21 protein-coding genes and 1 tRNA gene are annotated in these 26,240 nt (G+C 53.2%); 2 read left to right on the top strand and 20 right to left on the bottom strand.

Features of this window, described 5'->3' with window-relative positions; translation table 11 throughout:
* Window positions 1-3: 3 nt before the first annotated feature.
* The 13 genes from ccsA to C7820_RS30395 all read right to left on the bottom strand — a co-directional run bounded on the left by ccsA (window position 4) and on the right by C7820_RS30395 (window position 15,599).
* Window positions 4-726: a cytochrome c biogenesis protein CcsA gene (gene ccsA, locus C7820_RS30455; protein WP_116234269.1), complete on the bottom strand. Its 723-nt coding sequence runs from the start codon at window positions 724-726 to the stop codon at window positions 4-6.
* Window positions 727-845: 119 nt separating this feature from the next.
* On the bottom strand, window positions 846-2,234 hold the full coding sequence (gene hemA, locus C7820_RS30450) for a glutamyl-tRNA reductase (RefSeq protein ID WP_116234217.1): 1,389 nt from the start codon (window positions 2,232-2,234) through the stop codon (window positions 846-848).
* A 190-nt stretch (window positions 2,235-2,424) separates the two neighbouring features.
* A complete protein-coding gene (locus tag C7820_RS30445; protein ID WP_147306314.1) occupies window positions 2,425-2,952 on the bottom strand; it encodes a hypothetical protein in 528 nt (175 codons plus the stop codon).
* Between the two features lie 118 nt (window positions 2,953-3,070).
* Window positions 3,071-3,469: an adenosylmethionine decarboxylase gene (speD, locus tag C7820_RS30440; RefSeq protein WP_089548381.1), complete on the bottom strand. Its 399-nt coding sequence runs from the start codon at window positions 3,467-3,469 to the stop codon at window positions 3,071-3,073.
* 308 nt (window positions 3,470-3,777) lie between these two features.
* On the bottom strand, window positions 3,778-4,365 hold the full coding sequence (locus tag C7820_RS30435) for a non-ribosomal peptide synthetase module (protein WP_076174350.1): 588 nt from the start codon (window positions 4,363-4,365) through the stop codon (window positions 3,778-3,780).
* A gap of 335 nt (window positions 4,366-4,700) precedes the next feature.
* The gene (gene yihA, locus C7820_RS30430) at window positions 4,701-5,345 is read right to left on the bottom strand and encodes a ribosome biogenesis GTP-binding protein YihA/YsxC (protein ID WP_116234215.1); all 645 of its coding nucleotides are present in this window, start codon (window positions 5,343-5,345) and stop codon (window positions 4,701-4,703) included.
* Between the two features lie 17 nt (window positions 5,346-5,362).
* Window positions 5,363-7,699 (bottom strand): endopeptidase La, encoded by a 2,337-nt coding sequence (gene lon / locus C7820_RS30425; protein WP_116234214.1) that lies wholly within the window; start codon window positions 7,697-7,699, stop codon window positions 5,363-5,365.
* Window positions 7,700-7,789: 90 nt separating this feature from the next.
* Window positions 7,790-9,544: an ATP-dependent protease LonB gene (lonB, locus tag C7820_RS30420; RefSeq protein WP_116234213.1), complete on the bottom strand. Its 1,755-nt coding sequence runs from the start codon at window positions 9,542-9,544 to the stop codon at window positions 7,790-7,792.
* Window positions 9,545-9,779: 235 nt separating this feature from the next.
* Complete coding sequence (gene ispG, locus C7820_RS30415) at window positions 9,780-10,877, bottom strand: flavodoxin-dependent (E)-4-hydroxy-3-methylbut-2-enyl-diphosphate synthase (RefSeq protein ID WP_076174340.1); 1,098 nt, start codon at window positions 10,875-10,877, stop codon at window positions 9,780-9,782.
* 116 nt (window positions 10,878-10,993) lie between these two features.
* Window positions 10,994-12,250 (bottom strand): ATP-dependent protease ATP-binding subunit ClpX, encoded by a 1,257-nt coding sequence (clpX, locus tag C7820_RS30410; RefSeq protein ID WP_076174338.1) that lies wholly within the window; start codon window positions 12,248-12,250, stop codon window positions 10,994-10,996.
* 12 nt (window positions 12,251-12,262) lie between these two features.
* The gene (gene clpP / locus C7820_RS30405; protein ID WP_076174335.1) at window positions 12,263-12,853 is read right to left on the bottom strand and encodes an ATP-dependent Clp endopeptidase proteolytic subunit ClpP; all 591 of its coding nucleotides are present in this window, start codon (window positions 12,851-12,853) and stop codon (window positions 12,263-12,265) included.
* Window positions 12,854-13,187: 334 nt separating this feature from the next.
* The gene (tig, locus tag C7820_RS30400) at window positions 13,188-14,516 is read right to left on the bottom strand and encodes a trigger factor (RefSeq protein WP_116234212.1); all 1,329 of its coding nucleotides are present in this window, start codon (window positions 14,514-14,516) and stop codon (window positions 13,188-13,190) included.
* Between the two features lie 141 nt (window positions 14,517-14,657).
* A complete protein-coding gene (locus tag C7820_RS30395) occupies window positions 14,658-15,599 on the bottom strand; it encodes a hypothetical protein (RefSeq protein WP_181909249.1) in 942 nt (313 codons plus the stop codon).
* 261 nt (window positions 15,600-15,860) lie between these two features.
* On the opposite strand from C7820_RS30395, the gene C7820_RS30390 reads away from it, so the two are divergent.
* A tRNA-Arg gene (locus C7820_RS30390) sits at window positions 15,861-15,934 on the top strand.
* 802 nt (window positions 15,935-16,736) lie between these two features.
* On the opposite strand, the gene C7820_RS30385 is transcribed toward C7820_RS30390, so the two are convergent.
* Both C7820_RS30385 and C7820_RS30380 read right to left on the bottom strand, forming a co-directional pair.
* Window positions 16,737-17,756 carry a Gfo/Idh/MocA family protein gene (locus tag C7820_RS30385; protein WP_076174298.1) on the bottom strand — a complete coding sequence of 340 codons (1,020 nt, stop codon included), beginning with the start codon at window positions 17,754-17,756 and terminating at the stop codon, window positions 16,737-16,739.
* A gap of 41 nt (window positions 17,757-17,797) precedes the next feature.
* Window positions 17,798-18,571, bottom strand: coding sequence for a sugar phosphate isomerase/epimerase family protein (locus C7820_RS30380; protein WP_116234211.1), 774 nt, complete (start codon window positions 18,569-18,571; stop codon window positions 17,798-17,800).
* A gap of 138 nt (window positions 18,572-18,709) precedes the next feature.
* On the opposite strand from C7820_RS30380, the gene C7820_RS30375 reads away from it, so the two are divergent.
* On the top strand, window positions 18,710-19,528 hold the full coding sequence (locus C7820_RS30375) for a helix-turn-helix domain-containing protein (RefSeq protein ID WP_076174292.1): 819 nt from the start codon (window positions 18,710-18,712) through the stop codon (window positions 19,526-19,528).
* Window positions 19,529-19,623: 95 nt separating this feature from the next.
* Here C7820_RS30375 and C7820_RS30370 read toward each other — a convergent pair whose 3' ends face one another.
* From C7820_RS30370 to C7820_RS30350, 5 genes are all read right to left on the bottom strand, one after another.
* Complete coding sequence (locus tag C7820_RS30370; protein WP_076174289.1) at window positions 19,624-20,496, bottom strand: carbohydrate ABC transporter permease; 873 nt, start codon at window positions 20,494-20,496, stop codon at window positions 19,624-19,626.
* 17 nt (window positions 20,497-20,513) lie between these two features.
* Window positions 20,514-21,389, bottom strand: coding sequence for a carbohydrate ABC transporter permease (locus tag C7820_RS30365; RefSeq protein WP_089548390.1), 876 nt, complete (start codon window positions 21,387-21,389; stop codon window positions 20,514-20,516).
* Window positions 21,390-21,419: 30 nt separating this feature from the next.
* Window positions 21,420-22,745: an extracellular solute-binding protein gene (locus tag C7820_RS30360; RefSeq protein ID WP_076174284.1), complete on the bottom strand. Its 1,326-nt coding sequence runs from the start codon at window positions 22,743-22,745 to the stop codon at window positions 21,420-21,422.
* A 97-nt stretch (window positions 22,746-22,842) separates the two neighbouring features.
* Window positions 22,843-24,417 carry a response regulator transcription factor gene (locus C7820_RS30355; protein WP_116234210.1) on the bottom strand — a complete coding sequence of 525 codons (1,575 nt, stop codon included), beginning with the start codon at window positions 24,415-24,417 and terminating at the stop codon, window positions 22,843-22,845.
* A complete protein-coding gene (locus tag C7820_RS30350) occupies window positions 24,398-26,227 on the bottom strand; it encodes a sensor histidine kinase (protein ID WP_116234209.1) in 1,830 nt (609 codons plus the stop codon). The genes C7820_RS30355 and C7820_RS30350 overlap by 20 nt, the downstream gene beginning before the upstream one ends.
* Window positions 26,228-26,240 lie beyond the last annotated feature (13 nt).

The raw sequence follows: 26,240 nt of genomic DNA, 5'->3' as shown, positions 1-26,240 counted from the left end.
GACTCACTCTCCTGTCCAACGGTGAAAATCGGACCACGTATTCAGTACGAAAATAAATATAATAAACGCATATCCGATCAGAATCCACTGAGCCATCACTTGACCGGAATGCTGCTTGGAACGTTTACGAATCAGAAAAAAATAATAAATCGCCAGTCCGGCAAGCGTAGCCACTACTTTCAAGTCCAGCAGCAGGCTGAGCTTGCCTTCGGAAATAAGCGACAGCACCGCGACGATGAACGAAACGGATAAGAGCGGGGTTCCGATCGATGCGAGCAGGTACGTATACTTGTCCATCAGCTCAAGACTCGGCAGCCTGCGGACGGTGTCGCTCCATTTTTTCCCTTTCAGCCTTCTATGAAGAAACAAATACATGCCGGCAAATACGGCGGCAATGGTGTAAACGGCGAAGCTTAGGTTGGCGAGCGTGATATGCAGAATGAGCAGGCCGTGTACCGTCTCCCAATGATGCAGCGGGTTATTCCCGGCCGCAAACCATAAACGGTTCAGCACCATGGCGCTGAATCCGATGATGCCGAGCAGCAGGACGGCAAATTCCGACCGCTGCACCCAGTTCAGGATCAGCGCGGCAATGACGATACTAAATGAAAATAAGAGCAAAAAATCAAATGGGGTAAAGATCGGCAGCATGCTCTCCTGCCACGCTCTAATCAGAAGCGCGCCTCCCTGCAAAACGCCAACTACAACAAGAAGCCCTGTACCCATCCGCTTTGCCCCCTGATTGCGTCGTATGCAATCCGAGATAAAAAACAGAAGGCTCAGGGCGTAGATATAAATGCCGGCATCGTAAAAACCAGTGAGCAATGTCAACTCCCCCTACCGGCTTACAGGCTTGCAGGAGTCAAAGAAACCTTGGACAGCTTCATGTCCGATGGGTTCTTGCTGATCCCTTGCGGGACCGTGCCGGATTTCTCCATGACGCTGCTGCCATGACCGGACGCATTCATGTCCTCTTCCAAAGCAAATATATGTGTGAAAAACTCTAGCGCCTCGTTGCCTTCCTTGCCGCCGGCCATTTCCTTCAAGCGGTTGATCGGATCGTGCATCATCTGATTGACGATGCTCTTGGTCAACCGGCGGATGACTTTGCGCTGATGGTCGTTCAGTTCAGGCAGCTTGTTAAACAGGCTTTCCAGCGTCTCTTCATGAATCGCCGTGGACTTCTCCTGAAGCGCACGGATCGCCGGCCGGATGCCGAGCGTCTTGAGCCATTGATAGAACGCCGTCTTCTCCTCTTCGATCATCACTTCGATCTTCGCCGCTTCGGCCCGGCGCATTTCGAGGTTGCTCTCAACGATTCCTTCGAGATCGTCAATATCATACAGGAATACGTTGCTAATCTCTGCGATAGCCGGATCAATGTCCCGCGGCACCGCGATATCAATCATAAACAGCGGCCGGGATTGCCGCTTCTTCATGCTCTCGCTGACCTGCGCCGGCGTAAGCACGTAATCCTTGGCACCCGTCGAGCTGATCAGGATGTCCACTTCGTGAAGCCGGGCAATCGCCTGCTCCATCGTGCACGGCGTACCTTGAAACTTGCTGGCCAGCTCTTCCGCCCGCGCGAGGGTCCGGTTGGCGACGATCACCTCTTCGGCCCCGTTCGCGTACAGGTGCTTGACGGTCAGCTCACTCATTTTGCCGGCACCGAGAATGAGCACCTTCTTGTCGTTGAACATGCCAAAAATCCGTTTGCCGAGCTCAACGGCCGCGTAGCTCACGGACACTGCGCTTTCCCCAATGGAAGTCTCCGAATGGGCTCTCTTGCCAAGGGTCACAGCCTGCTTGAACAGCATGTTGAACCAGGTGCCCGTCGCTTTCTCCTCCTGGCTCTGCAGAAAGGCGCTGCGGACCTGACCCAAAATTTGCGTCTCCCCGATCACCATGGAGTCCAGACCGCAGGTCACCCGGAACAAATGGGAAATGGCCTGCTCGTCTTCATATATATATAAATGCTTCGTAAACTCTTCCCTTGGGATGTCAAACCATTGCTCCACAAAACTGCGGATGAAATATCCGCACATATGAAGACGGTCTACCACCACGTATATTTCAGTGCGGTTGCACGTAGCCACAATCACGCCTTCCATTACACTTTTCGTCAGCATCAGCTGGCTGAGTGCCTTTGGAAGTTCGCTTTGATCAAATGTAAAACGTTCCCTCACTTCTACAGGCGCTGTACGATAGTTTAATCCGACAACGACGATGTGCATTACGTGTTCACCTGCCTATGTTTCATTTCAAAAAAAAAGATCCAGTTCAGGACGTTTTTTCTTACGGTACGTTCATTAACAACGTGTTCATTATATCACAAATGTCCTGCTCTCTCTGAACTATTTTTGAAATGTTTATGAAATTACATGTGATTTATTGTGTCACAAAGCACTGGGCTTTATACCCTCTTTATTGCGTTTCTTCCAGCGTCTTGGCGAGTTCTTTGCCGATTTTCTTCAGCTGGCCCGCCTGCGAGGCGATCACGTGCCCGTCCTCGCTCAGCAGCTTTTCGTATACAGGCATGACACCTGCATACAGCTGGCTGTACCGAAGCAGCATGTCCTTCTCCGCGTCGGTAAGGAGGCGGTCGCCGCCGATTTGCCACTCTGTGATTACATTAACCAGATCACCGACCGGTTTAAGCGGATCGACAGCACCGTCCCCAAATGTTTTTGCCAGCCGGTCGTGAGCATACGACGCCGAATAAGCAGCCAGCTTGAGGGCGTTCAGCTCATCGGTGCGCGAACTGCCAGCCGCATCCGCCAGGGACGTTCCCAGCACCTGCATTTGGAACTGGGCCACCTCGAACAGCATCCTTTCGGCATTCTCTCCTTCGGTATGAGGCCACATCATCCGGTATCCTTGGTAGACAAGGCTGACAAGCAGGACCAGCAGCAGACCGACAAACAGCAAATCCCTCTGTTTTCTCCTTCTCACGCTTAAGCGAACCTCCCTGTTAACAAGCTTACTACTCATTGTATGGGGGTCCAAAAAAACAAATAACCATGGAGATGTCCATGGTTATGATTTAGATATCGTTATTCGTGCCGCGAAGTTACACCAGCTCGGTCTGTTTCAGTTCAGGGGTTTCTACCGTCAATTCACCCAAACCGCGCACCAGTTTCTTGGCGTAAGTTTTCTCAGGTTTCAATACGGATACCAGGTAATCAATGGCCAACTGTGGATCTACCGTCTCACCGCAAGTGTAGCAGTCGATCGCTGCGAATCCTCTCTCAGGATACGTGTGGATCGAGAGGTGGCTTTCTGACAACAATACGAGTACTGTAGCGCCTTGTGGTTCAAACTGCTTGGATTGTACCGACATGACTGTAGCACCGCATGCTTCGGCTGCCTCAACCATTTGAGCCTGCAGAAATTCCGCGTCATTCAGCATGTCAAAATCTACACCCCAAGTATCAACAGCAACGTGTCTTCCGAAAGTTGAATATTCCATCCTTCGGTTCCCCCTTCCTAGGAATAAAATGTTTGAAAATTTCATCCGCTAGGACCTACGTCATTCACTTCCCGAGGGAATAATCTCTCGCAACATTCAATGTCCTGAGTGAATCCTGGTTCCTATATAATTCTTTTCAACGAGATTAAAAATAACATCTATCCGCCCTAATTGCAACCCTTTTTTATCCTTTGCAAATATTTATTTTTAGCCACTCACCCCCGCGTCACCCGACCCGTTTTACCGGGCGTTTGAGACATAAAAAGAACCCTTCGGTTACCGAAGAGTTCTCTTTCTCCGAGGCCATCTCAAGCCTCAAGTGCAAACCATTTATGTGTGGTGAGGCGCAGTTTCTGGTCAATAACAGCAATCTGTTCAGGAGTCACTGCTTTGTTCCGTTCATCGAGCCAAAAGTTAATATCTTGGTACAAACGAGATATTTCCTGTTCGACCTCGGTGAGCTGGAACATTCGCTGGAGTTCTCCGGCCGTATGCTTATATTCATACACCAGCTTACTCTGGGAAGTCGTAACCTCCGCAATTTTGCGAACCGAGCCTTTTTCATAATAATACATCATCGTGAATCCTTGATAAATGCGATTGACAATTCCGTCTCCTTTGCAGGCGACGAACAGTTTGCGGACCGCGTTTGTCAGATGAGGGTTCACCAAGCGGCAAGACAATTCACAGATGTATAACGAACCTTTACGCTCCAGAGGGAGATGAACCGCCTCGCCGCTTTCGTCTTCAAGCACAATTTCTTGTCCTCCGCCGTCCAGTACTTTCACATAAGGATGCACATGACAGCTTTCCGCCGAATGCAAAAATTGGTTCAATTGCTGCTCCGTCATTTGTAAAGTAGTTTGAACATACTCTGTGGCTAACCGCTGAGCCATAAAAATCTCCTCAATTCTTTTTTATGATTACAGAACGAATGTGCTCCGGCACGGTTCGATTCTATAATCGCAAGAAAAATTTCCGCCGGACATGGCGGGTGAAGATTGCTAAAGGAACTCAAGGCCTCTTTAAACAACCTTTAGTATTATTATACAGCACATCCTCGAGCATTGGCTTGCTGGGCGAACCATGAATTTCCTTCATATTTCATAAAATAACGGATTAAACCGGATTGTAGCCGAAAAATCTTATGGGATGCTCACTTTCCTCCCGCGAAAAGTCGGAATCCCTATAGTATACAGCGAATTTATCGCATTTTCGTTAGGTTGAGGCGTTACGGGTTCTCCTGCTGCTGCCCTTCCTGCGGGACCGCACCGGACTGCGGAGAATCGCTGTTTTCTACAAAAGACTGGATCACAGCCCATAACTCTTCTTTACCCACACCCAGCTCTGAAGAAAACATGACGAACAAATCCGTGCTGCGGAGAAGGAGGCTCTCCTTCATTTGCTTGACGTGTTTCTGCCAGCGGCTCTTCGGTATTTTATCTGCTTTCGTAGCCACGACGCAGATCGGGATGTCGTAATGCTGAAGCCAGTCATACATCATGATGTCATCCTTGGTCGGCGGGTGGCGAAGATCCACCACCATAAGAACCAGCTTCAGCGTCTGCCGCTCCAGCATGTATTTCTCAATCATCTTGCCCCAGGCCGCCCGCTGCGTCTTGGACACTTTGGCGTAGCCATACCCTGGGAAGTCCACAAAATACAAAGCCTCATTAATACGATAGTAGTTCATATGCTGGGTTTTGCCCGGGGTCGAGCTTGTTCTCGCCAGGTTCTTCCGATTGATCATCCGGTTGATGAGCGAGGACTTGCCGACATTGGAACGCCCTGCCAGAGCAATCTCCGGCAAGGCGTCCACAGGATATTGGTCAGGGCCGACGGCGCTGATAATAAATTCTGCATTCGTAACTTTCATGTTAAGTAAAACCCTCTCTAGTGCACTCCCGCCTGCTCCACCAGTGCATGCTTCAGCACCTGGTCCATATGGGACACCGGAACAAACTCCACTTCTTCTTTGACACTGTCCGGAATCTCGCGCAGATCCCGCTCGTTGTCTTTGGGGAGCAGTATTTTTTTGTAGCCGGCGCGGTGCGCAGCCAGCGATTTCTCCTTCAGTCCGCCGATCGGCAGCACCCGGCCGCGCAGGGTGATTTCACCGGTCATGGCGATGTCTTTGGAGACATGTTTCTTGGTCAGGGCCGACACGAGGGCCGTGGCAATCGTAATGCCTGCCGAAGGTCCATCTTTCGGAATCGCCCCTTCAGGGATATGAATATGGATATCATTTTTCTCATGAAAATCGGGGTCGATGCCAAGCTCATCGGCTTTGGCACGTGTGTAGCTGAAAGCGGCCTGCGCCGATTCCTTCATCACATCCCCCAATTGGCCAGTCAAAGTCAGCTTGCCGGATCCCGGCACGACCGTGACCTCGATCATCAGCGTCTCGCCGCCGACCTCGGTCCAAGCAAGGCCGGTTACCGCACCGATCTGGTCCTCCAGATCGGCCACGCCGTGTCTGAATTTCGGACTGCCGAGGTAGTCCTTCACCTGGTCCGGTTCGATGACGATCCTGTCGCTCTCTTCCGAAACGATGATCTTGGCCGCCTTCCGGCACAGCGCCGCGACCTGCTGCTCCAGGTTCCGCACGCCGGATTCCCGGGTGTACTCGCGGACTACTTTCATAAGCGCCGCTTCCCCGATCTCCAGCTGGTCTTCGTCCAGGCCATGCTCCCGTTTCTGCTTCGGCAGCAGGTAGCGCATGGCGATTTGAAGCTTCTCCAGTTCCGTATATCCCGGAATGTTGAGCACTTCCATCCGGTCCAGCAGCGGACGCGGAATATTATGAATGGCATTCGCCGTCGTAATAAACATCACCTGGGACAAGTCGAACGGAATCTCGATAAAATGGTCGCTGAACGTATTGTTCTGCTCCGGATCGAGCACTTCCAGCAGCGCCGAAGACGGGTCTCCCCGGAAATCCGAAGCCATCTTGTCGATTTCATCCAGCAGGAATACCGGATTCAGTGCACCCGCATTTTTCATTCCCTGGATAATCCGCCCCGGCATCGCTCCCACATAGGTGCGCCGGTGACCCCGGATTTCCGCTTCATCCCGCACGCCGCCGAGCGATATCCGGACAAACTTGCGGTTCAGCGATTTGGCGATCGACCGGGCAAGCGAAGTTTTACCAACGCCCGGAGGTCCGACCAGGCACAGAATCGGTCCTTTCATCTTCTTCACCAGCTTCTGAACGGCCAGGTATTCGAGTACGCGCTCCTTCGGCTTGTCGAGGCTGTAATGATCCTCGTTGAGCACCTGCTCCGCCTTATGGATATCCAGATCGTCCTCGGTTTTAGCCGACCAGGGAAGGCCAAGCAGCCAATCGAGATAATTGCGGATCACGCCGCCTTCCGCCGAGCTTGCAGGCATTTTCTCGAGACGGTCGATTTCTTTCTCCACCTTCTCTTTGACCCTTTCGGGGAGCTCCTGCTTGTTCATTTGCTCACGCAGTTCTTCCACTTCTCCGGCGCGGCCTTCTTTCTCGCCCAGCTCCTTCTGAATCGCCTTCATCTGTTCGCGCAAATAATATTCCTTCTGCGTCTTTTCCATCTGCTTCTTGACGCGCTGGTTAATTTTGCGCTCCAGCTCCAGCACTTCGCGTTCGTTATTCAGAATATCGAGGAGCTTCTCGAGCCGTTTACCAACGTCGACGGTCTCCAGAATGTCCTGCTTATCCTTGATTTTTAACGACAGATGGCTGGTAATGACGTCGGCCAGCCTGCCGGGCTCTTCGATATCGGACACCGCGGCAAGCGTCTCGGGCGTTACCTTTTTCGATAAATTAATATAGTGCTCGAATTGACTGAGTACCGTACGCATCAGTGCATCCACTTCAGGATCGTCGCTGTCTTCCTCCTTCAGCTCGCGGGCAATGACTTCGTAATATTCTTCATTGTCCGTGTACTGAATGATCTCGGCGCGCTCCATCCCTTCCACCAGCACCCGGATGGTGCCGTTCGGAAGCTTCAGCATCTGTCTGACGTTGGCGACTGTGCCAACCCGGAAAATATCTTCCTGCGTTGGTTCTTCTATGTTCACCTCGGACTGAGAACAAAGGAGAATCAAATTATCTTCCACCATTGCTTTTTCCAGCGCTTTGACCGATTTCTCCCGGCCTACATCGAGATGCAGAACCATGCTCGGGTAGACTAGAAGGCCTCGCAAAGGCAGTAAAGGAAACCGGCGGCCTTTTGATTTACTGGGCCCCATCGCTTTTGCACCTCCAGCCGTTCTCAGGGTTATGACATTCGATTTTATTTTAGCAAATGTTCACATAAAACACCAATCTTTGTAGCCTGATCAGCAGGAGCCGGCATCCGTTATTTGGCTGTTACGCGCAGGCTTGGCATGCAGGAAGGAAGCTGAAGCTGCCGGGAATGTCTCCGGGGCCGCGCTGGGTTCGATCGTTTCCTCTGTGCTGCTGTCGACCTGACGATCCAGCTCGCTTCCGAAAATATGCCCGAACGCTTCCTGGATCGACTCCACCGGAATGACGCGCAGACCGTTCAAATCCTCGAACAGGGTCTGCCAATTTTCCTTCGGAATGATCACTGTCGTTGCGCCTGCCTGGAAGGCCGCCTCGACTTTGGCGATAACGCCCCCGATCGGCTTCACTTTACCGTGAATGCTGATTTCGCCCGTCATGGCCAGACGATTGTCTACCGGCAGCCCTTTCATCGCCGAAACGATGGCGGTAGCCATGGCGACGCCGGCGGAAGGACCGTCAATCGGCGTTCCTCCAGGGAAATTGATATGCAGATCGTAATCGCCAGGCGAGAGACCCATGGAGCGCAGAACGGTCAGTACATTTTCGATGGAACCCTTCGCCATGCTCTTGCGGCGCAGCGTTCTGGAGCTGCCCCCGCCGATCTCTTCCTCTTCGACGACTCCGGTAATATTGTAGATACCTTGTCCTTTGGCGACAGGAACGGCAGTCACCTCGATTTCAAGCAGCGCTCCCATGTTCGGACCGTACACGGCAAGGCCGTTGACCAGGCCAACCTGCGGACGCTCCGGAACCTTCCGGTCCGGACGGGGCTGAAGCTGGCTGCTGCTTGCTACCCATTCGACGTCGGAAGCCGACAGGGAGTCCCTTTTTTCCGTCAACGCCAAACCTGCTGCCAGTTGAATGATATTGACCGCCTCGCGTCCGTTGGTCGCATACTGCTTCACAACCTCGACCGCCTCCGGGCATGGCTTCAGACCGATCTTTTGAATCGCATCCTCCGCAATGCGGCTGATCTCCTCAGGAAGCAGCGGACGGAAAAAGATTTCCATACAGCGCGAGCGCAGCGCCGGCGGAATTTCCTGCGGCGAGCGTGTCGTTGCCCCGACCAGACGAAAATCGGCCGGAAGGCCGTTCTGGAAAATATCGTGCACATAGGCCGGGGTGTTGCTGTCCTCCGAATTATAGTATGCACTTTCGAGAAGGACCTTACGGTCCTCCAGTACTTTTAACAATTTATTCATTTGGATCGGATGCAATTCCCCAATCTCGTCGACAAACAAAATTCCCCCGTGCGCTTTCGTAACCGCACCCGGTTTAGGCTGGGGAATGCCGGCGACGCCCATGGAGCCCGCCCCCTGATAGATCGGGTCATGGACCGATCCGATTAATGGATCGGCAATCCCCCGCTCGTCGAAACGGGCGGTGGTCGCATCGATTTCGGTGAATTTGGCATCGGCTTTAAATGGCGAGGCCGGATTTTTTTTGGCCTCCTCCATCACGACCCGGGCAGCTGCGGTTTTCCCGACTCCCGGTGGCCCATAGATAATGACATGCTGCGGATTCCCGCTGCACAGCGCGGCCTTCAGCGCACGAAGTCCGTCCTTCTGTCCAACGATATCCTGCAGCGACTGCGGTCTCGTTTTTTCGGCCAACGGCTTGGTCAGCGAAACCGAACGCAGCTTGCGCAGCTTATCCATCTCTTTGCGTGATTCCCGATCCACCGCGGTGCGGTTCGTCTTCTGCCCGCGGAGCAAATTCCAAAAATAGACGCCGATGATGATCGCAAAGAAAAATTGTACCAGCATCATAATCATGGTTAAATCCATAGTAAATCCCTCCCGATTCTCAGTTCAGTGGCTTCTCCTCCGGCATGGTTTTAGATCGATAAATCATCTTGCCGGAAATAGGTTCGTTAGCCTGATACATGGTAGTATAGCCTTTTCACCCATGAGTAAACGGGATGGGCCGGGATTTTTGCATCTTTTTTGGAAAATGTCCGCCCACATTCAAAAAAGAAGCCGCAGCACTGCATAAGCAGGACTGCGGCTTCTTGCGGCAAAATTAGTGTTTGCGCCCCGGGATCGTTCCGGTTTCTTCGTATACTTTGACGATGCTGTCGATTTCCTTTTTCAATTCGTCCACCATTTCGGCTTCCGGCACTTTGCGGATCATCTCTCCGTAACGGAAAAGTAGTCCTTCGCCGCGACCGCCGGCGATGCCGATGTCCGCTTCACGCGCTTCGCCCGGACCGTTGACCGCGCAACCAAGCACGGACACTTTAATCGGCACTTTCAGCTGGGAGATGTAGGCTTCCACTTCGTTGGCGATGGAGAACAAGTCGATGTCCAGCCGCCCGCAGGTCGGACAGGACACGAGCGTTGCTGCGTTCGAGATCAGACCGAAGGTCTTGAGCAGCTCACGCGCCACTTTGACCTCTTCTACCGGATCTGCGCTCAGGGAAATGCGCACCGTGCTGCCGATGCCCATCGAGAGCAGGGCGCCGATGCCCGCCGAGCTTTTGATCGTACCGGAGAACAGCGTTCCCGATTCGGTAATACCAAGGTGCAGCGGATAAGGAATCACTTCGGCCGCCTTACGGTAAGCTTCGATGGCCATCGGCACGTCGGAGGCTTTCAGAGACACGATAATATCGTGGAAGTCGAGCTCTTCCAAAATGCCTATGTGATATAGGGCACTTTCTACCATAGCTTCAGGCGTCGGATACCCGTATTTCTCCAGCAGATGAGCTTCGAGCGAACCGGCGTTGACGCCGATCCGGATCGGAATCCCGCGCTCTTTACAAGCCCGGACGACCGCTTCCACCTTCTCGCGGCTGCCGATATTGCCCGGGTTGATCCGGACTTTATCGATGCCGTTCTCGATGGCTTTCAGCGCCAGCTGGTAGTTAAAATGTATATCCGCAACGAGCGGAATATGAATGCGTTTCTTGATCTCTTTAATGGCTTCCGCCGCTTCCACATTGTTGACCGTTACCCGGACAATCTGGCAGCCGGCTTCTTCGAGCCGAAGGATTTCCGCCACCGTGGCTTCCACGTTTGCGGTCTTCGTCGTACACATGCTTTGGATAATGACTTCGTTGTTACCGCCAATCGTCAAATTACCGACCTTGACCGGCCGTGTGTCTTGTCTCAAAAACATGATTGTTCTCTCCCATAACGCCAAGACTCCACCCCGTCCCCGCGAAGCAAGCGGCAGGGCGGAAGTGGAGAATCGGCACCCAAATTTAGGAAAATGGCATCTGTTTTACAAACAGATTACGCACTTTCCTCTTGTTTTTTATCTTTTTTGCTGATCAATTCCGGAATCATCTTCTCTTTGACAACCTGCTCCGTAATGATGCAGTCCTTGATATCCTCGCGGGAAGGAACCTCATACATTACGTCCAGCATGATGCCTTCAATGATGGCCCGAAGTCCGCGGGCACCCGTATTGCGTTTGATCGCTTCGCGGGCAATCGCTTCAAGGGCTTCCGGCTCGAATTTCAGCGTTACGTTATCCATTTCGAGCAGTTTCTGATACTGCTTCGTCAGCGCGTTCTTCGGCTCGGACAGAATACGCACCAGCGTCTTCTCATCGAGCGGCTCCAGCGTCGAAATGATCGGCAGACGTCCCACGAATTCAGGGATCAGGCCGAATTTCAGCAGGTCTTCCGGAAGAACCAGACCGAGGTATTCACCCGGTTTCAGATCTTTCTGGTTGTCGGTACCCGCGTTAAAGCCGATAACTTTCTTACCGATCCGGCGCTTGATCATTTGCTCCAGGCCGTCAAAGGCACCGCCGCAAATAAACAGGATGTTCGTCGTATCGATTTGGATAAACTCCTGGTGAGGATGCTTGCGCCCGCCTTGTGGCGGAACCGAAGCGACCGTTCCTTCCAGGATTTTCAGCAGCGCCTGCTGTACCCCTTCACCCGATACGTCACGGGTAATCGAAGGGTTCTCGGATTTACGCGCCACCTTGTCGATTTCGTCGATATAGATGATGCCGCGTTCGGCTTTTTCCACGTCGTAATCGGCTGCTTGAATCAGCTTCAGCAGGATGTTCTCTACGTCCTCGCCCACGTACCCCGCTTCCGTAAGGGAAGTCGCGTCGGCGATGGCGAACGGAACGTTCAAAATTTTGGCCATCGTTTGGGCAAGCAGTGTCTTACCCGAACCGGTTGGACCCAAAAGCAGGATGTTACTCTTCTGAAGCTCTACGTCTTCAATTTTGCTGCCGGTATTGATCCGTTTGTAATGGTTGTACACGGCAACGGACAGCGATTTCTTCGCTTGTTCTTGACCGATGATATACTGGTCCAAAATATCGCAGATTTCCTTCGGTTTCGGAATATCCTTCAGATCCAGCTCTTCCTCATGTCCGAGCTCTTCCTCCACGATCTCCGTGCAGAGCTCGATACATTCGTCACATATATAGACACCGGGGCCAGCAACAAGCTTGCGCACTTGCTCCTGGGATTTCCCGCAAAAAGAGCACTTCAGCTGCCCTTTTTCATCGTTAAATTTAAACATGTAAACACCCCTTTAAGATTTAATCGGTGAAGTGAGAACCTGGTCAATTATGCCGTATGCTTTCGCTTCCTCCGCGCTCATGAAAAAGTCACGATCCGTATCGCGCTCAATTTTTTCAAGGGGCTGACCCGTGCGCTCCACGTAAATTTGATTGAGCTTTTCCCTGGTTTTAATAATCCAGCTCGCATGGATTTGGATGTCGGACGCCTGGCCCTGAACACCGCCGAGCGGCTGGTGAATCATGACCTCGCTGTTCGTCAGCGCAAAACGCTTGCCGGGTGCTCCGGCCGTCAACAGCAGAGATCCCATGCTCGCCGCCATACCAACGCAAATCGTGGATACATCAGGCTTGATAAACTGCATCGTATCATATATACCCATCCCCGCTGTGACAGAACCACCCGGTGAATTGATATACAAATGAATATCTTTCTCCGGATCCTCCGCAGCCAGGAACAATAATTGAGCTATGACGAGATTGGCAACATCATCATCAATCGCACTGCTCAGGAAGATAATGCGGTCCTTGAGCAATCTGGAGTAAATATCGTACGATCTCTCGCCTCTATTGGTTTGTTCTACAACCATAGGTATCAGACTCATGTGTCCAACCTCTTTTCCATGTAAAAGATGTGATGCGTGCTTCAATCAAGTTTACAGCACTATTCTAACATGTTCAAAGCACGATGTCATTTTTTCACTCCACACCATTTAATACAGTGTATGAGTCTTCTAACAATTATAACCCGAAACGGACTGTTGAAGCGAATATGTATGGAAACAAAGCATCCATTTTCATGCAAGATTTAGATATAAATGGATACTTTTAGTTAAAAATAAGGCACGCAAATGAATATACGTGCCTTATCTCTCTATAGGTCCCTTATTTCAGCCTCCGCACTTAGATCAGATGCAGATGACCGCGTCCGTTTCCTTCTTATTTTTCTTCAGCAGTTTCAGCAGCTTCTTCGGCTGCTTCCACTTCTTTGCTGTTCTCAACCAGGAGATCTACTGTTTTGCGAAGGGAAATTTCTTCGCGCAGGCTTCCCAGCGAACCGTTTGCTGTAAGAATGTTGCGGATCTCGTCAGCAGTACGCTTGTAAGACTCAGCCATCACTTCCAGCTCTTTGTTGATGTCTTCCTCAGTTACTTCAATGTTCTCTTCTTTGGCGATTTGCTCCAGAACAAGGTTGTTGCGGACGCGTTTCTCGGCATCGTCCTTCATTTGCTCTTGCAGATCAGCCGTCGTTTGGCCAGAGAAGCTGAGGAACATTTCAAGGTTCATGCCCTGATTGCGCAGACGGTTGTCAAAATCACGCATCATGTTTTGAATTTCGCTGTCAATCATCGCTTGTGGAATTTCCACTTCGGCATTGGCGGCAACTTTGTCTACGACAGCTGCTTCCTTGTTGCCTTTGGCTTCTTGTTCCTTACGGGCCAGAAGCTGTTTCTTCAGGTCTTCCTTGTACTCGGCGAGCGTTTCGAATTCACTTACGTCTTTGGCGAATTCGTCGTCCAGTTCAGGAAGCTGTTTGCGCTTGATTTCATGCACTTTCACTTTGAACACGGCTTTCTTGCCGGCCAGTTCTTCTGCATGATATGTCTCAGGGAAAGTCACTTCCACGTCTTTGAAGTCGCCAGTCGCCATGCCGACAACCTGCTCTTCAAATCCAGGAATGAACGTGCCGCTTCCCAGTTCCAGAGAATAACGCTCAGCTTGTCCGCCTTCAAAAGGAACGCCGTCAACAGATCCGTCGAAGTCGATCACGGCGATGTCTCCGTTCTCGGCAGAGCCTTCGTCGATAACCGACAGTTCGGCATGACGTTCTTGCAGACGCTTCAGTTCAGCGTCAAGCTCTTCGTCCGAAACCTCAACCTTTTGTACCGGAACTTCCACGCCTTTGTATTCGCCCAAAGTTACTTCAGGCTTAACCGTTACTTTCGCTTTGAATTTGAACACTTCGCCTTTCGCGAATTGGTCAATTTCCACTTCAGGACGGTCTACAGGGAAGATGTCAGTTTGGTCGACAGCTTCTGTGTATACTTCAGGAAGCAAAATGTCGATTGCGTCTTGATACAGAGCTTCGACGCCATAGCGGGCTTCGAAGATCGGCCGAGGCACTTTACCTTTACGGAAACCAGGCACATTAGCCTTTTTTGCTACTTTATTAAAAGCTTTGTCGAGGGCTGCAGCTACACGGTCTGCTTCCACTTCGACTTCAAGAACGCCAAGGTTCTTCTCTATTTTTTCCCAGGTTGCTTTCATTTTATGCTTTCCCCTCCAAAAATAATTCACATGTACTTAAGTTATCAGCACGCACAGAATAACCATTATAGTATAAACAACATTGCCGTGTTTTTCAAGGGCAAGCCCTTGGCAACTCTTCAGGTAAACGTTTCCGATCGCCTACTCCTGCATACCGGCCGACACGAACTGCCTGAAGCTTCGATAAGCCTGCTCAAAACGGAAGCGCATCGTGTCCGTGATCTCGTACATCGCCCGGGACTCCTCTTCGTTGCGGCTGCCTGTGAGGCTCTCGGTGACGATCTGATGCAGGGCAGCCGCCCAGATGTCGATCGTCGTGTCGTCCTCGTCAAGGATCGAACGGTAATCCTCCGTCCCGTAGATCGCCATAATAAACTGCGACCACAGCTCTTGAGCAAAATAATACAGCGTCGGCTCCTGTACTTCGGTCTGCGCAGCCACGCGCTCCGTTACCATTGCCACCTGCGGCGGAAACTCCTCAGGCGTCAAAGGCACCGTCTCCATATCGACGCTTACCTGCTCCTGTCCGCGCTTAAACTGCACCGTGCCCTGCATACCGCGCTTGCGCAGCGTTTGAAGCACCCTGAACTGCAGCAGCGGATGAAGGCGAGCCTGCATCAGCCACCCCACCAGCTTGTCGTCGATATCCGAGCCTTCCAGATAGGACAGCTGCTCGAGAGCGAGCATGGTCTGCTCCGATAAAGGCTCTTCCATGGCGGTGTGCAGCAGCTTGTCTGCGTAATGCTGGTCTTCGGCCAGCTTGGCCCGCACGTTCTGCCGTTTCATTTCTTCCTCGTCGGGCTCCTCCTCATGCTCATAAGAGTCCAAGCCTGCACCCTGCCCGCCGCCGTGATTCATATATTGTGGAAAAGCGGCTTCCAGCCATTCCAGAAGCGCCTGCCATTCTTCATAATGCCTCTCATCCTGCCCTTGGCACTGCAGCAGGAAACGCAAAAGCTCCATCGCTTCCCCGTACCGTTCATTTTCCAGCATGACGGTCAGCTGAATCTGATAGAAGTCGAGCGTCTTTGGAAAAAGAATGACGTTGTCCTTCGCTGGGGAAATATGTTCTTTAATATGTATTCCCTCCTTTCCCCGTGCTTGTGCAAATAATTGTTGATTATAGCATACCTCTTTCAACTTGAAAAAAAACATGTGAATGGACGGGGAATCCATTCGTTCTATGAAAAACGTATAGAAACCATTAATAATATAAACGGGGATTGAAACAACTTTTTTATCTTGCCCTAAGAACAGATGAGGGGGACTATGAGAAAGGAAAGAAAAACATATTGATATTAACAAAAATATATGTTATGATCTTTCTTGCTTGAATTTTTTCATGTCCCAGTAGCTCAGCTGGATAGAGCAACGGCCTTCTAAGCCGTCGGTCGGGGGTTCGAATCCCTCCTGGGACGTAAAATGACACCACTCTTAGAGTGGTGTTTTTGCGTCCATAGGGATGAGAACCCCTACAGGGGTTCGTCGGAGCATAGACTTCGTTGCACCCGCTTCGCAGTCCGCCCGTTAGGGCGGTATCCCTCCTGGGACGTTAGAAAGCTCTCCTTAGTTGGAGAGCTTTTTTTAGTTCCAGGAGGGAATTGAGAACCCCTAGGGGGTTCGTCGGAGCATCCGCTTCGCAGTCCGCCCGATAGGGCGGTATCCCGAGCTGGGACGTATGGAAGCTCTCCTTATTGGAGAGCTTTTTTTAGTTCCAGGAGGGAATTGAGAACCCCAGCAGGGGTTCGTCGAAGCATAGACTTCGTTAGCATCCGCTCCGCAGTCCGCCCGCAGGGCGGTATCCCGAGCTGGGACGTGTTTTTGCGTCCATAGGGATGAGAACCCCAATAGGGGTTCGTCGGAGCATAAGCTTCGATAGCATCTGCTTCGCAGTCCGCCTGTAGGGCGGTACCCCTCCTGTGACGTATGGAAGCTCTCCTTATTGGAGAGCTTTTTTATTTCCAGAAGGGAATTGAGAACCCCTACAGGGGTTCGGAGCATACGCTTCGATAGCATCCGCTTCGCAGTCCGCCCGTTTGGGCGGTATCCCGAACTGGGACGTGTTTTTTGGGTCCATAGGAATGAGAACCCCTCAAGGGGTTCGTCGAAGCATACGTACCGATAATCTCCTCTTCTATAACCTTCCCCTCCATTCGCTCAGCTGAACACAAAAAAGAGGACCCCAGGGTTACCCCAAGGTCCTCTTCTATTCCATGCTTGTTACAGCTTAACGATTTTACCTGTGTCCTGCGATTCAAACGCGCCCAGGATGACATTCAGGGAACGCAGACCTTCTTCGCCGGAAATTTGCGGTGGCGTGTTGGTCAGGATCGATTCCACGAACGCGTCGATGACGCCGCTCGGTACTTGCTTTTCGTTCGTCGCCATGGCGCCGACCTTGTACGTTTCCACAGTGCCGTTGGTCAGCTCGACGATCACCTCGTCGCCTTCAACGGTTCCGATCTTCATGCAGCCGTTTTCGCACCAGAGCACCGTACCGTTGTCGCCGGAACGGTAGTGTGTCCAGCTCGCCATCAGCGTACCCACAGCTCCGCTCTTCATGCGCACGATGCAGGTCGCATTGTCGTCCACGTCCGTACCTTCTTTATGTACGGTACCGATAAAGCCGGCGACTTCCACGATTTCATCGTTCAGCAAATAGCGGATGAAGTCGGATTTGTGTACGCCAAGGTCGCCCATAGCGCCCATGATCGCTTCATCCTTACGGAAGAACCAGCTGTCGCGTCCGTCGACGCTCCAGCTTTCCGGACCACCGTGGCCGAAAGACGTGCGGAACGTCAGCACTCTGCCGAGCTTGCCGGAATCCAGAATTTCTTTGGCCTTCACGTGCGGAGGCATGAGGCGCTGATTGTGGCCGACCATCAGGAAGACGCCGTTTTTGCGGGCCGCTTCGATCATCTGCTCCCCTTCTTCCTTCGTGGTCGCCATCGGCTTTTCCACCAGGACGTGCAGCCCGGCATTCGCTGCGTCGATGCTCATCGAAGCGTGAAGGTAGTTCGGCGTACATACGCTGACTGCGTCAAGCTTCTCGTTCTTCAGCAGTTCCTTGTAGTCGGTGTATGCTTTGGCACCGTATTGTGCTGCCACTTCTTCAGCGCGCTCCTTGAGCGGATCCGCAAAAGCAACCAGCTCCACGTTCGGGTTCGCTGCGTATTCAGGAATATGTCTGCGCTGGGCGATGGCGCCGCAGCCGAAAACCGCTACTCTAATTTTACTCATGGATATAAATCTCCCTTTCTTCAGCTCTAATCTCAATCACATTAAAATTGGTTCAGGTAGTTCTGTTTCAGCCAGTTCATGCTGTTCTCCACACTTTGCAGCGGAGGATTCTGGCACACGTCCTGCTCGACGATCAGCCACTGCGTACCAGCATCGGTAGCGGCCTGAATGACGCCCGGCAAATTCACGTCCCCTTGACCAAGCTCAAGCGTCTTCATGTTGCCTTCGGCATCCCTGCTGAAGTCCTTCAGGTGAAGGAGCGGCAGGCGTCCGGCATATTTCGGGATATAGGTGAGCGGATCCTGTCCGGCAAACTGTACCCAGCATACGTCCATTTCCACTTGAACAGCTTCAGGCGAAGTGGAGGAATACATAGCGTCGAATACAAACTCGCCGTCAATCTTGTCCGCGAATTCAAAATCGTGGTTGTGATATCCGAAGGTCAATCCTTGTTTGCGCGCCTCAGTACCCACTTCCTCCAGGAAAGCAAACAGTTCCTTCCACTGCTCGATATTCTCCCGGTCTTCCGGTGCAACGTAAGGACACATCATGGTTGTCGCGCCGATCGTTTTCAGGTAATCGATCTCTTTCTGCAGGTCGGCCCGAAGCAGATGCAAGCCCACATGAGCGCCGATCGCTTGAAGACCGAGCTCTTGAAGAAGCGTTTTCATTTCTTCAGCAGGAATGTCACCGTATCCGGCAAACTCCACACCTTCGTACCCAAGCTCAGCCACTTTGCGAAGCGTTCCTCGGAAATCCTTAGCCGTTTCATCACGAAGCGTATACAATTGCAAGCCAATGTTCAATTTTTTCATAAAAAGGGCACCTCGTTTCCCATTAAAATGATTGCTCTATCTGCTACTATCATACATGCAAGTAAGCTAAAATGAACATAAACAATATGATTGCAACATGAACTATTTGCTTGTTTTTTTGAGAAAGGGGAGTACATGATGGAAGCCAGACTGCTGATTTGCGATTACTCCTACCATTTCCAGCAGTTCAGCAACAGCCACCGCGCGGGCTTGACGACCTATTTGTTCCGGTTGCAGACGGAAGGATCCTGCACCGTATTCTGCAACGGTACCGATTACCATGTCCAAGGCGGGGACCTGCTGCTGCTGAAACCGGGAGACGAATACGAGCTTATGGTGCATGAAGATGCCGGCGGGGGACGCGTCTCGAGCGGGGATTATTTTCTGTTTTGCGAAGGCGGCTGGATCGATGCCTGGTGGAGCCGGATGAGCCGGCCGGTCGTCAGCCGGATTGGCAGCGACGATCGCCTGCTCGGCCTGTGGAGGCAGCTGCTGCTTGAAAAAAGGCGCGGCCTGGAGGGGGAGAACGTGGAGCTCACCGGTTACCTGCTGCGAAGCTTGTGCCTTTGCCTGGACCGGGCCATCACGGAGACGAAGCCGGCGAACCGCACCGCTTATACCGCGCTGAGGCTGAAGCGTTTTGTCGAGGAGCATGCCACCGTTACCTTTAAATTGGAGGAAGCCGCCGCCCATGTTGGCCTGAGCCTGTCCAGAGCCGTGAAAATCTTCAAGGAGCAGTACGGCAAAACGATGATCCAATACGCCTTGGAAATCCGGCTGAACGCCGCCATCGAACGGATGAAATACAGCACCATGACCCAGGAGGAGATCGCTGAAACTTGCGGTTTTGCCAGCTATTCTTACTATCACCGCGTGTTCCGCAGCACCTACGGGATGTCGCCGGCCCAATACAGGGAGAGCTTCGCCCCTGATGCCAAGCCGCAGCCGGACAAATAAACGGTTATACCAAAAAGCAACCCGCCCGGTATGAACCGTTGACGGATTGCCTGATTTTACGCGAGCAGATTGTTTTCGATCATGGAACATCCACCCTATCCTTTGGTGGAGCCCGCCACCATGCCCTTCATGATTTTCTCCTGAAGGATCAGATAGATGACGATCGTTGGAAGCACCGCGATGGCCATCGCCCCCATCGTCAGGCTGTAATCCGTGCCGAAACCGTCCGAGAAAAGGGACAGGCTGAGCGGCAGCGTCTTCAGCGCCTGCGTGTTGATAAAGACGAGCGCAAAGGAAAAATCGTTCCAGAACCGTAGAAACGCCAGAATCGAAATCGTCGCCACGATCGGCGTGCAGAGCGGCAGGATCATCCGGCCGAATATTCCCCACCATCCGCTGCCGTCGATCATCGCCGCCTCTTCAATCTCTTTCGGAATCGAGGACATGTAGGCCATGGACAGAAACACGGCGATCGGCAGCTCAAACGCTGTATAGGGCAGAATGAGCGCACCATAGGTGTCGAGGAGACCCATGTTTTTCATCATGATAAACAAGGGAACCAGCGTGCTGTGGATCGGGATCAGAAGCCCCATCGTAAACAGCACGACGACGACTTTTTTTAACGGGAACGAAAATCTCGACAGCACATACCCCGCAAGTACGCTGAGCAGAACGGTCAGGATGACCGCCGAGACCGTCACGACCGCGGAGTTCAGCATCGCCCTCCCCATATTCCCCAGATCCCACGCCCTTACCAGGTTTTGCGCCATCCACTGTTTCGGCAGCCCGTATGGATTGGCAAAGAAGTCCTGGTTTGTTTTAAAGGCGCTCGTAAACAGCCAGTACAGCGGATACAGCGTAACGACGGCATACGCCAGCAGGATCAGCTTGCCGAAGCCGGCCAGCCCTTTGAAGACGGCTCTTTTGCCCGTGCCGCTCCGGGAAGCGGCCGTAATCGTTGCATTCATCCTAGCTTCTCCTCCCCTCAGCTGCTTTTGCGGCGCGTCGCCAAATAGTTCAAGGCGATGAGCACCGCGCTGACGATCATGATCATGGTGGATACGGCCGAGCCGTAACCGTACCGGTAAACGCTGAACGTGCTGTTGTACATGTACGTCGCCAGCAGCTCGGTTGACCGCGCCGGCCCCCCGCCCGTCATGACGATGACATGGTCGAAGGCTTTCAGGCTTCCAGAGATGCAAAGTACGATCGTGACGACCACCGTCCCCCAAATGATGGGGAGAGTGACGTGAATCAGCTTGTTCCAGCCGGCGGAGCCGTCGATTTTGGCTGCGTCGTGGATTTCGGGTGAAATATTTTGCAGCGCCGCGACGAAAATGACCAGGTAAGGGCCGATATTCGCCCAGTTGATCGGAATGGATATAGCCAGCATGTTGACCTTCGGGTCGGACAGCCAGGCCCGGGTCCAGGAGTGGAGGCCGAGCAGATCCAGCACATGGTTCGCAACCCCGAACTGCGGGTGATAAATGTATCCCCAGATGAGGCCGACCACGACGGTCGACAGCACCATCGGCATGAAAACGGCCGAACGGACAAACCGGGAGAACAACGAGTTCTTGAACAATACGATGGCCAAAACGAGCGCAACCGGAACCTGGCCGACGATCGACGATACGACCAAGATCAGATTGTTGCGCAGCGCCCGCCAGAAAATCGGATCCCGGAACATCTCCTTATAATTGTCCAGCCCGATGAATTTGGCGTCGCCAAAGCCTTTCCAGCTGAAAAACCCGTAATACGCCGACCAGAACACCGGAATAATGACGAAGATCAAAAACAGCAGAAGCGCCGGAAGAAGAGCTAGCGCTATGAATCCTTTACTTCGCATCGCTGTTGGCATGGCAGCTTCCTCCCTTTCTCATGTCCGTCATTAAGGCGCGGCCGACCGGGCCTGCGCGTCCTGCAGCTTCTGTGCGACGCCTTCTACGGAGCCGCCCATCATGATTTCCTGGAGGCCGTTATTAATGACCTCGGCCGCTTCCGCCGACAAATAAGCATCATAGACCGGCGTGACTTCGGTCGATTTGACGAGGTTGAAGGCTTTATAGTAGAGGGAAGTTACCTTAGACTTGTCGATATCGGTGTCGTACATTACCATGGAGTTGCTCTCGGCGATCGCTTTCTGGGCATCCGGCCCGCTGACCGCATAAATCAGCTCCAGCGCCAATTCCCTTGCTTTGCCTTCCGTCCGGCTGCTGAGCGCAAGTCCGCCGCCGGCACCGCCGGAAATCGTGCCTGCCTTCCCTTTCCCTCCGGGGATTGGCGGCAGCACCGTCACTTCGATATCCTTCATCTGGTCTTCCGTAGAGGATGCCGCCAGGTTCGTGAGCGTCCAGGCGCCGCTGATCATCATCGCCGCGTTGCCCTGTATGAAATACTGCTCAGCCTGCGTATTGTCGATGCTGTTGGCGCCGTCCTGGAACGCCTTGTGATCCACCAGCTCCTTAAAATGACCTAGCGCCTGGATGAATTCCGGATCAGTGAATTTGGCCCCTTTCTGCGCAGCGGCGTTCTTGAACCATTCCGTTCCCGTTACCCGGTCGGCGAGCGAACCGAGAATCGTGGACTGCGCTACCCACGGAGCTTTGTTGCCCAGCGCAATCGGGGTGATGCCTTTGGCATTGAATGCGCTGACGGCCGTCATCATCTCATCCCATGTGGTCGGGACTTTCACGTTGTTTTTTTCGAACAAGGCCTTGTTATAGTACAGGATTGAGGTGGCCGACATGCCCAGCGGAGCCGAGTAGATCTGACCTTGCTCGAACTCATACGGTTCAAAAGCGCCTGGCAGGAACTTGTCCTTCCAATCCGAATGCGCGTCAAGCACCTCCGTAATCGGCTGAAGCAGCTTGGCCTGATACAGCTCGGAGGACTGGCTGCCCGCATAGACGAAAAATACGTCCGGCATTTCATTCGCCGCGGCAACCGTGCTCAGTCGCTGGCGGTAACCGTCAGGCGGGATGGCCTGGGCGTCGAGTTCTACCTCCGGATGGTCTTTGGCAAACTGCTCGATGAAGCTCCGGACCGATTTGGCCCGCAAATCATCCCCTGCAAAATTGTGCCAGATCGTCAGTTTCACTTTCTCCTGACCGTCCGCGCTTCCCTCTGCCTGCTTTCCGCTCTCCCCGCTGCCGCAGGCGGCAAGGAGCATCGTCATGAGCAGCAGAACAATGCCTAATTTACGTGTAGTTTTCATGGTCATCCCCCTCTGATATAAATCTGAAGTTCAATCAGCCTTGCGATGATTAGCCCAAGTATAAAAGAGGATGAACGTCTCCCACAGGGGATAGAATTCAGTCAAGGGAGGGACAAACTTCAGCACTTGCCCGATATTCCGAAGGGGTCAGACCGGTGAATTTCTTGAACAGGCGATTAAAATACTTCAGGTCTTCGTAACCGATCTCGCCGGCGACCTCGCTGATTTTGGCCGGCGTTTCCCGAAGGAGCCTCATCGCCTTGCGAAGTTTCGCCTGCGTGACGTATTCGAGATAGTTGCGGCCGGTCTCCCGCTTGAACAGCTCGCTGAAATAGTTCGGGTTCATATGGACGTGCTTCGCCACCTGCTGCAGCGACAGGCTTTGGTCCAAATGGTCGTGAATGTACGCAATGGCCCGTTCTACCGGACTGGACGCCGATACCATCCCGCTGTACTGCTGCATGATCTGTTTCAATTCATGAACCATGATTCGTTCTGGCCACTTGGCCAGCTCGTAGATATCGAATGGAGTCCCGGAAGGAAGCGGACTGGAGTAACCGATCGAAGCGGCGGCCCGCTCCAGCCACCGACGGGCCGAGACAAGAATGGAATGGAGGTAAGCCTGCATCGATCCTGGTGTAGCCTCGGGGTCCAGTATGATCCGTTCAAGCAAATCCGTAATCCAGGACCGCAGGCGGAACGTGTCGCCCGCCCGGAGCAGGGCAAACAGCTCGGATTCTTCCTCCACCGTGCATACCGTCCGGATGCCCCGGCGGGAGGCTACCTCTTCATACCGAATGCGCCGTTCTGCACGCAGCAGCCATGCATAGGAGCCGGCCTCCGCTGCGGCAGCTAAGGCGCCGGGCAGATCCTGAAGCTGGGTGAACGGCAGCCCGACGGCAGCCGTGACCCGGCAGCCCAGCTCAGCCTCCACATGGCCCAGCACCGGCCTCATCCGGCTCCAGTCGTCCTCGCCCCGGCTTTTTACCAGAAGAAGCAGTGCACCGTTCCATTCGAGCCATGCGCATGGCAATCGTTCGGCCAGTCGGCTGCCGACGATGCGGTATACATCGCCGTCCGGGCGGCTGATGCTCTCCCCCGAGCCGGAGGAATGGACCGACAGCAGCCAAATCCGGAGCACCGTGAGCCCGTCAGCATCGGGCCGAAGGTCGGGGAACCGGTCCCAAAACTCGGCTTCGGTTCGGGCATCGGGTGCGGATCCCGAAGCCAACAGTCTCCTCAAGAACCCGCGGTTCACGATCGTCTGCTGGACCCTGCCGCCCTCCTCGTTCCGCCGGCGAGCCTCCAGCCGCTCCCTGGCCTTGGCCGCGGACTGGATGATTTCCCCCGGTCTGCTCGTCTTCAGCAAATAGTCGCTGACTCCTTCGCGCATCGCCTGCTGGGCATAGGCAAACTCGTCGAATCCGGAAATGATGATGATTTCGGTATCCGGGAACTGCTTTTTCACCTCCCGGGCCATATCGATACCGCTGAGCCCCGTCATCCGGATATCGGTAAATATAATTTCGGGCTGCTCATCCGGAATCCGCTGCAGCGCTTCTTCGGCGGAAGCGGCCGGCTCCAGCACCGTAAAACCGTTCTCCTCCCAATTGACCACCGTGCTTAGCCCGTTTCGGATAATCACTTCGTCATCAACGATCATAACCTTCATCTTCGTTCTCCCCTTTGCTTGATTGTTCCCGAGTCCACTCCTTTGCCTCCTGCACGATCGGGATCCTGAATGTAATCCGCGTGCCCGCTCCTTCCGCACTCTCTACCTGAAGTCCGGCATCCCTGCCGTAATGCAGCGCCAGCCGCTTGTTGACGTTGCGCAGCCCGTAGCTCCCGCGGGCGTCAGGCTCCTGCCCGTAGGCCGCCGGATGCTCCGCCAGCCGGTTCCGGAGCCACTGAAGCCTCTCTTCAGGCATTCCGATCCCGTCGTCCTCAACGGCGAAATCGAGGACCCCCCCGCTGCGTTCCACCGCGATCCGGATCATGCCCCGCCCGTCTCGGCTGAGCAGGCCGTGAAGGATCGCATTCTCCACCAGCGGCTGAAGCAGCAGCTTAAGCATCGTTAAATGGTGCAAACTCTCAGCCGCATCGACCCGAAAATCGAATTTGTCGGGATACCGGATCGATTGGATATTCATGTAATGGCGGACATGCGTGATCTCCTGCAGCACCGTGCAGTATTCCTGGCCGGCATTTAAACTGAACCGCAGAAAATCGCTCAGCGAGCCGACCATCTCGGCGATCTTGGCACCGTCCTGATTCATCAGCGCCAGCCATTGCACCGAGGAGAGGGTGTTATACAAAAAATGCGGGTTAATCTGCACCTGCAGCGCATGCATATCGGCTTCCTTCTTTAGTGATTCATTGCGCTTGACCTCATCGGTGAGCTTCACAATCCGCGAAGTAAGCCGGTTATAGCTGATGATCAGCTGACCAACCTCGTCTATCGTTTTGACCGGCAGTGCAGGCAGAGGTTCTTCCGGCCTGGCGTTTCTGAGGAATTTGGTGAGCGCGGAGAGCGGGTTAGTAATTTTTTGAATCAGAAAAAGAACCAGAATGATGACAAACAGGATCGCAGCGGTGACAGCGACAGCCGTAAGCCTTAGAAAATACTGGTTTTGCGAGCTGTATTCCGCAGCCGGTATGATCCCGACAAGCTTCCAGCCCACGCTGGACATCTTTTTATACAAAATCGTCTTCTTGCTGCTCCCCTGCCCGTAGACCAAATCCCCGCTCTGTCCCTCAAAAGGGCCGATCGAAGGATAATAAGCGTCCAGCGCAAGATTCGTTTCCATATCTGGAGGGCCTGCGAGAATCCGGTTGTTCTCGTCCAGCAGCAGCACGAAGCCCGTTTTTTCCAATGCCACCTGCCGGACCTGATTGGCGATGACCCCCTGATCCAGATTGATCTGCAGGTTTCCGATCGGCTTGTATTTATCGGTGCTGCGGATCGGTCTTGCCAGCGTGATCATCTTCCTCACCCCTTCAAAGGTCCACTGCCGGTGGACCGAAGACCACCACTTGGGATGATCGGCATAATAATCAGGATCCCTCTCCGTGACATCCTGAAACTCCGACCGCACCAGCGACTTGTAGGAGATCGAGTCCTTGGCCCCAAGCGGCTCGACGATGATGTTCGCGATATAATCTTTGGAAAAGGCGAGGCTTGTCAGAAAGTTGATGACGGCGGTCTGCTGCACGTAATTGCTTTCCGAGCTTTTTAAATAGGACTGCACGCCTTCGTTGCCGATCAGAAAAAGCGAAATGTTCTCAACGTCCTTGACCATCGTCTCCAGATAGACATCCAGCTGCCTGAGATTGTTCATCCCGGAGGTTTTGGCCTTTTCCTCGGTCAGGCTCTCGGCCATTTTGTAGGAGAAAATGCCGAGGAACAGCAGCGGAACCAGCGCGGCCAGAATGGTGAGCAGAGACAGCTTATGCTTCAAGGATGTTCCGAACCAATGCTGCATATGATCCCTCCTA

The sequence above is a fragment of the Paenibacillus sp. VMFN-D1 genome (assembly GCF_003386155.1).
GTDB lineage: Bacteria > Bacillota > Bacilli > Paenibacillales > Paenibacillaceae > Paenibacillus_AQ > Paenibacillus_AQ favisporus.
The sequence above is the reverse complement of the archived record's forward strand: the minus strand, read 5'-3'. Positions and strand labels throughout refer to the sequence as shown.

Bases quoted from the DNA above. Each gene is read 5' to 3' on its own strand.
- ccsA (WP_116234269.1), bottom strand. From the start codon at position 726: ATGGGTACAGGGCTTCTTGTTGTAGTTGGCGTTTTGCAGGGAGGCGCG.
- hemA (WP_116234217.1), bottom strand. From the start codon at position 2,234: ATGCACATCGTCGTTGTCGGATTAAACTATCGTACAGCGCCTGTAGAA.
- speD (WP_089548381.1), bottom strand. From the start codon at position 3,469: ATGGAATATTCAACTTTCGGAAGACACGTTGCTGTTGATACTTGGGGT.
- C7820_RS30435 (WP_076174350.1), bottom strand. From the start codon at position 4,365: ATGGCTCAGCGGTTAGCCACAGAGTATGTTCAAACTACTTTACAAATG.
- yihA (WP_116234215.1), bottom strand. From the start codon at position 5,345: ATGAAAGTTACGAATGCAGAATTTATTATCAGCGCCGTCGGCCCTGAC.
- lon (WP_116234214.1), bottom strand. From the start codon at position 7,699: ATGGGGCCCAGTAAATCAAAAGGCCGCCGGTTTCCTTTACTGCCTTTG.
- lonB (WP_116234213.1), bottom strand. From the start codon at position 9,544: ATGGATTTAACCATGATTATGATGCTGGTACAATTTTTCTTTGCGATC.
- ispG (WP_076174340.1), bottom strand. From the start codon at position 10,877: ATGTTTTTGAGACAAGACACACGGCCGGTCAAGGTCGGTAATTTGACG.
- clpX (WP_076174338.1), bottom strand. From the start codon at position 12,250: ATGTTTAAATTTAACGATGAAAAAGGGCAGCTGAAGTGCTCTTTTTGC.
- clpP (WP_076174335.1), bottom strand. From the start codon at position 12,853: ATGAGTCTGATACCTATGGTTGTAGAACAAACCAATAGAGGCGAGAGA.
- tig (WP_116234212.1), bottom strand. From the start codon at position 14,516: ATGAAAGCAACCTGGGAAAAAATAGAGAAGAACCTTGGCGTTCTTGAA.
- C7820_RS30385 (WP_076174298.1), bottom strand. From the start codon at position 17,756: ATGAGTAAAATTAGAGTAGCGGTTTTCGGCTGCGGCGCCATCGCCCAG.
- C7820_RS30380 (WP_116234211.1), bottom strand. From the start codon at position 18,571: ATGAAAAAATTGAACATTGGCTTGCAATTGTATACGCTTCGTGATGAA.
- C7820_RS30375 (WP_076174292.1), top strand. From the start codon at position 18,710: ATGGAAGCCAGACTGCTGATTTGCGATTACTCCTACCATTTCCAGCAG.
- C7820_RS30370 (WP_076174289.1), bottom strand. From the start codon at position 20,496: ATGAATGCAACGATTACGGCCGCTTCCCGGAGCGGCACGGGCAAAAGA.
- C7820_RS30365 (WP_089548390.1), bottom strand. From the start codon at position 21,389: ATGCCAACAGCGATGCGAAGTAAAGGATTCATAGCGCTAGCTCTTCTT.
- C7820_RS30360 (WP_076174284.1), bottom strand. From the start codon at position 22,745: ATGAAAACTACACGTAAATTAGGCATTGTTCTGCTGCTCATGACGATG.
- C7820_RS30355 (WP_116234210.1), bottom strand. From the start codon at position 24,417: ATGAAGGTTATGATCGTTGATGACGAAGTGATTATCCGAAACGGGCTA.
- C7820_RS30350 (WP_116234209.1), bottom strand. From the start codon at position 26,227: ATGCAGCATTGGTTCGGAACATCCTTGAAGCATAAGCTGTCTCTGCTC.